Below are 5,056 nucleotides of genomic sequence, written 5' to 3'. Positions count from 1 at the left end.
CGTTTTCGACTGCGCGAGATGCTGCCGCGTCTGGCTCGCGCCATGATGCTGTGCAAGCCCCATGCGGAGCCGGTCTTGCGGATGGCTAGCAATTTTCATGGCTGAGGATCAGGGCTAATCAGGTGGCGTCTTTATGCGGCATGCCCGACTCAAGTATTTCCACATGCACCACAGCGCTGTGAGCGGCCGGGTAATAGAGCGACGCCGATGCGATGTTCGGAACACGTTCCAGCGCGTGCTGCCACAGACTATCCATTGTCAGAAGCCTTGCAGCGCTCGATGAGTCTTCGATTTTGGACGGCGCCGGTGTATCAACCGAGGAGTGTGTGGCCCAACCAATCAGTTGGCGAAACGGCTGGAACGACAATGGCAGGGCCGTAAGTACAATCACCAGCAACAGGGATGAGCAATACAGGCCGGCAATTTTGTGCAGACTCAGCGTGCGCGCGCTGCCTGAACGGCGCCATTGGAAAGCGACAGCACTCCTGAATTCACCACGCCGGCGCGGCCACCAAAGGATCAAGCCGCCAGCGATCAGGAGAACTGCGAAGATGGCGCTCACCCAGCCGCCGACAAATTTCCCGCTTCCATCGCCATGGCCGATAAATTTGAACCGATGCAACCATTCCATGGTGCCGAAGAATCCTCCATATCGGTTCCGTATTCCCAATACCCGTGCCGTGCATGGATCGAGATAGACGTAATCGTCATTGGCAAACCTTACGGCGGTCGAGGCGGCCGGGGCACGCGTGATCTCGATGGCATAGGGCCTGCTCGATGAATGGGCTGCTCGCGCGGCGACATCCAGGGCGTCGATCGGCAGTGGCGCGCTGCACACCGGTGCGATGAGGAGATCCCGGTTGACGACGGCGTCCAGTTCGGGACGAAGGACCAGCCCGGCCCCCGTCACTGCAAACATCACGATGGCAAACCCGATAGTCAGGCCAGACCAGGTGTGAAGCCACGAGAGGCATTTGTGAAAACTCGCATTCATCGGATTGGCTACCCGGTTTCCAGGAGGCCCTTGCCGGCGCCCCCCGATTTCTTTTTAAGTTCCGACCGGTCACACCCATCGCTGGCGGTATCAAGCGCCATCAGGCCGTTCCGTATCCCTCATCAGTTACTCCAGCCCGATCGGTTGACAAGGGCTTTGCCGGGGCACGCTTGTCTAAGCGCTTGCGCAGTTTCATCGTGCAACTTCGGAAGCGGCAAGCTCGTCGGCGAGTGCAGCCACCCCTTCGGCGCGCAGGTCCATCTTGTTCTTGCTGAAAGCCTTCCATGCAGGATTGGCGGTCAGCTCTGCTCTCACTTTCGCCTTGACCTCTTCGCGGCGTGCGAGCGCCGCATCATCGCGATAGCGCAGGATGATCAAGGTTGTCCATGGCCGGCCGGCCGGATAGACGCTGGTCAGAACGTCATAACTGTCTAGAATGCCCTGGGCGATCCATCCTTTGAACTGAGGGATGGTATAGCCATCCAGATAGCTCTGATATTCGCCCGCTGAGACGTGCGCGACATAGGGCACGACCAGTACCGCAGGATTGCTCGCTGTACGCGGTCCACCGGCGTCAACGCGTTCAACCGGCGTGGTTATCACGGACTGGACGAGAGCAAGCGCGCTTGTGGGAAGGCCGCCCACAGTGTCGCTCTCAAGCAGGCTCCACCGCGCCAGAGCGGCATCATCGCGGAAGTCCAAAACTTCCATCACATCCCATTGACCATGGTCGGCATAGCGGGTGGCCAACAGCCGATAGCCGGCCAGCAATCCTTGTCCCTTCCATTTGCGCAGCCGGGTCGCCTGGACGTCTGTCATGAGCTTTCGGAACGCGGGCCGGTCGGCAGGCTTGACTTTGAACGCCAGAGTCAGGACGGGATCCGCCGCTCTGTCTGCCGCCGCCTTGTCTGGTGCTGCCTGCGCGGGGGCAGACATTTCTGCAACGAGTCCGGACACAAGCACAAGCGCAAGCCAGTGACGGGGGTATTTCAATCGCCAACACATATTCATGATCCTCTCACGTCAATCTTGATTCAAATTGACTACGTGCCGCCGATGCGATTGCGCGCTACGTTTGAAACGTCTGGCAAATACGCATTTTGCAATCCATAACCCACACTGGCTTTAGCTTGTCACTGCAGAAACACGATCGATTTCAAACCAGCAGAAATGGTAAATTTTCAGTCGGCAACGACAGCTCACTTTGAGACAAACCTATTGGTGAACGTGTCAGCGAAGTCGATTGCGCCATATTTTGGCGTCAACGCCGTCATGACCTTCCATTCCTTGCGGGCAGCATCGGCCGGCATTTGACCGTCGATCTCGAATGCGCGCTTGTCTTGCGCCAACAACCTGACGAAAGCAGGGCGATCCTTGCCGACGACTTTGGGCGGCAACCGGTCGGCGATGGTGGCTGCGTCATGGGTCTTGATATACGCCACGGCCTGCCGGCAAGCATCAACCAGTCGACGAACAATGTCGGGATGTTCCGCTATATAGGTACGGGGGAGGTAAAGGGCGGTAGCCGGGTAAAGGCTGCCGAGCGCGTGCCGCGTGCCCTCGACCGACTCAAGATCGACCAGCATGAAGGCTGCACCGCTGTCCTTGTAATAGCTGGCGTCGGGCTCGTGCGCCATGATCGCGTCGGCGGCGCCGCTTTCCAGCGCATGCGCCATGGCCCCAGGGCTCGTCGGCGCAAGCGGCGTATAGTCCCGTATGCTCAGGCCATTGTGCTCAAGCAGCCAATTTGTCGACGTCGTCTTTCCCGAATTGGTGCCCCCGGTGTAAACCTTGAGCCCCTTGAGATCAGCGGGCGATTTCACTTTACCTCGCAGACGAGAGGCGACCATCAGCTTGAGTTGAGTGGTTCCGCCCATGAGCAGGACAGAAGTCGTGACTTGGTGTTCGCTTGTCTGGTTCATGAATGTATGGTGGTAAAACGCGACCGCCCCATCGGCGCGTCGATCCTTGACGAGTGCGGCCGGCGACGGTTCGCCCGGGGCATCAACCAGTGTCACGGTCAAACTTTCCGCGCGAAAATAACCAAGGCGCTCTGCCACCAGGATCGGCAGGTTTCGAGGTTGGCCGATCCCGTCGACTCCCAGAACGACTCTTGGAAAATTTTCGTTCGACCCCTCATTCTTGGCGCTGGCACCGGCAAGCGGTAGCAGCATGAGCGACACGAAGCAGATCAATTTCCAGAGCATGACATCTCCTCCTTTAAGGACCCAATTGCTCGGTTACAGCAGGTGTTCTCACTCGCCCTGGTCAATGCTGAACCGGTACAACCGACGTCCTGGTGCGATGGAGAACACGGCTGACTTTGCGTGGACTTCGACGGTTGCACCGGCACGGCCTCAATGATTGATTCTCTCCAGCGGAATACCCCAGGTTACCGGCCCGAATACGCCGATCACGACGATGCCGACCACCATCGCGATGGCAATGAATACCGCCACCGCCAGCGCGCCGCCCGCATTCAGCAGATAACCTATGGCCAACCCGGCAAAGCTGGCGGTGATGCGGCTCCATGAATAGACAAAGCCCACTGCCCTGGCCCGTATCCGGGTCGTATAGAGTAAAGTCCGGCGATCACCGCGCACGCCGGCGGGTTCTTTCGTGTCGTCGACATCGTCCCCTCCCTTGCGGCATGCCCGTCGGGCTGCCATGGATGAAATGCTCTCCGGACCATAGCCACGCGTCCTGTATGCAGTCTTAAATCTTTCTGAAAATCCTTTAAGGAAACTCTGCTCGAACGGCGGCATGTGGACGGGAGATCGCGGATAAGAATCCGGCACCCGGTCCGGCCCGCAAGACACCACCTCACCGATTGATCGTTTCCTGCGCCCTGCCCTTCGTCGCAGGCCCGAACACCCCGATGACGACGATGCCGACCACCATGGCGATCGCGATGAGGATGGCCACCGCCGGAACGCCGCCGGCACCGAAGAAGTAGCCGATGGCCAGGCCGGCAAAGGCGGCGGCGAGACGGGTCCACGAGTAGACGAAACCAATCGCGCGGGCGCGGATGCGGTAAAGCTCGGCCTGATAACTGTGGTAGGCGTAGGACATCACGTTGGCGGCAAGGGTGAACAGCACCCCCAGGGCGATCAGGACCGCTGGACGGCTGGCCTGCGCAAAAGCCAGCATGGCCAGCCCCATCACCACCAGTCCGAGAATGATCTGCAGCTTGCGCTCGGTGCGATCGGCAAACAGCGTGCCCAGCAATGGTCCGATCGGGTTGGCTATGGCGATGACGAACGAGTATTCGAGACTGTGCGTCAGCGTGATGCCGCGCGCGATCAGCAGCGTCGGCACCCACGCGGCGAACCCGTAGAACCCGATCACCTGCGTCATGTTGAACACCGACAGCATTACGGTGCGCTTGCCATAACCGGCAGAGAAGATGTCGGGAAACCGGCCGCTGCCATGCTCGTGCGCGGGCACCGGCTGGGGGGCGGCAACTGCCGGCCGCGCTCGGCGCACACCTTGCGCTCGATCATCACCGCCTCGGCCTCGTCCTGCCGCCTCTGCAGGGCAAGCCGGCGCGGACTCTCGGGAATTTTCCTGATCAGCAGCTACACCACAGCCGCCCCGATCGAACCGATCAACACCACCCAGCGCCAGCCATCGAAGCCCAGCGGCCTGACCGGCATCAGCAGCCATGCCAGCAGCGCGACCACCGGTACCACGCAGAAGGTGATGAACTGGTTGATGGAAAACGCGCGACCGCGCTCGGACCCCCGGAATCAGCTCGGGGATATAGGTGTCGATGGTCACCAGTTGCACCGCGAAGCCGACACCCGCGATGAAGCGCCAAAGATTGAGCAGCTCGCCGGTGCGCTGGAAGGCCATGCTCGCGTGCTGACGTACCAGACCAGCGACCAGGTAAACACCGGTCGCCGGCCGAAGCGGTCGAGCAAGTGGCCCCTGAACCCGCGGCGTCAGACTAGTTGTCGCCTCTGAAATTTCTTAATCAAGAAGCTCAGAGGTGTAAGTTGAAGATCAAACAAACGTATTCGTTGGCGTTTCGTGAGCAGGCGCTGGCCAAGGTATTTAGCC

5 protein-coding genes and 1 pseudogene are annotated in these 5,056 nt (G+C 59.9%); 1 reads left to right on the top strand and 5 read right to left on the bottom strand.

Going from position 1 to position 5,056, the window contains the following annotated elements:
* Nucleotides 1-105, top strand: a pseudogene (locus tag ACFPPB_RS20040) (IS1595 family transposase); the annotation flags it as partial.
* Between the two features lie 13 nt (nucleotides 106-118).
* On the opposite strand, the gene ACFPPB_RS20035 reads toward ACFPPB_RS20040, so the two are convergent.
* From ACFPPB_RS20035 to ACFPPB_RS20015, 5 genes are all read right to left on the bottom strand, one after another.
* Nucleotides 119-994 (bottom strand): PepSY-associated TM helix domain-containing protein, encoded by an 876-nt coding sequence (locus tag ACFPPB_RS20035; protein WP_377330387.1) that lies wholly within the window; start codon nucleotides 992-994, stop codon nucleotides 119-121.
* Between the two features lie 192 nt (nucleotides 995-1,186).
* Nucleotides 1,187-2,005, bottom strand: coding sequence for a hypothetical protein (locus ACFPPB_RS20030; protein WP_377330385.1), 819 nt, complete (start codon nucleotides 2,003-2,005; stop codon nucleotides 1,187-1,189).
* Between the two features lie 188 nt (nucleotides 2,006-2,193).
* Nucleotides 2,194-3,201, bottom strand: a complete 1,008-nt coding sequence (locus ACFPPB_RS20025) for an ABC transporter substrate-binding protein (protein WP_377330383.1) — start codon at nucleotides 3,199-3,201, stop codon at nucleotides 2,194-2,196.
* Between the two features lie 150 nt (nucleotides 3,202-3,351).
* On the bottom strand, nucleotides 3,352-3,759 hold the full coding sequence (locus tag ACFPPB_RS20020; protein WP_377330381.1) for a hypothetical protein: 408 nt from the start codon (nucleotides 3,757-3,759) through the stop codon (nucleotides 3,352-3,354).
* A 58-nt stretch (nucleotides 3,760-3,817) separates the two neighbouring features.
* Nucleotides 3,818-4,849: an MFS transporter gene (locus ACFPPB_RS20015; protein ID WP_377330379.1), complete on the bottom strand. Its 1,032-nt coding sequence runs from the start codon at nucleotides 4,847-4,849 to the stop codon at nucleotides 3,818-3,820.
* Nucleotides 4,850-5,056: the final 207 nt, after the last annotated feature.

Origin of the sequence: Rhodanobacter terrae (assembly GCF_042657005.1) — a bacterium.
Classification (GTDB): Bacteria; Pseudomonadota; Gammaproteobacteria; order Xanthomonadales; family Rhodanobacteraceae; genus Rhodanobacter; species Rhodanobacter terrae.
Note: the sequence above shows the minus strand (reverse complement) of the source record. Positions and strands in the feature narration are given on the sequence as shown.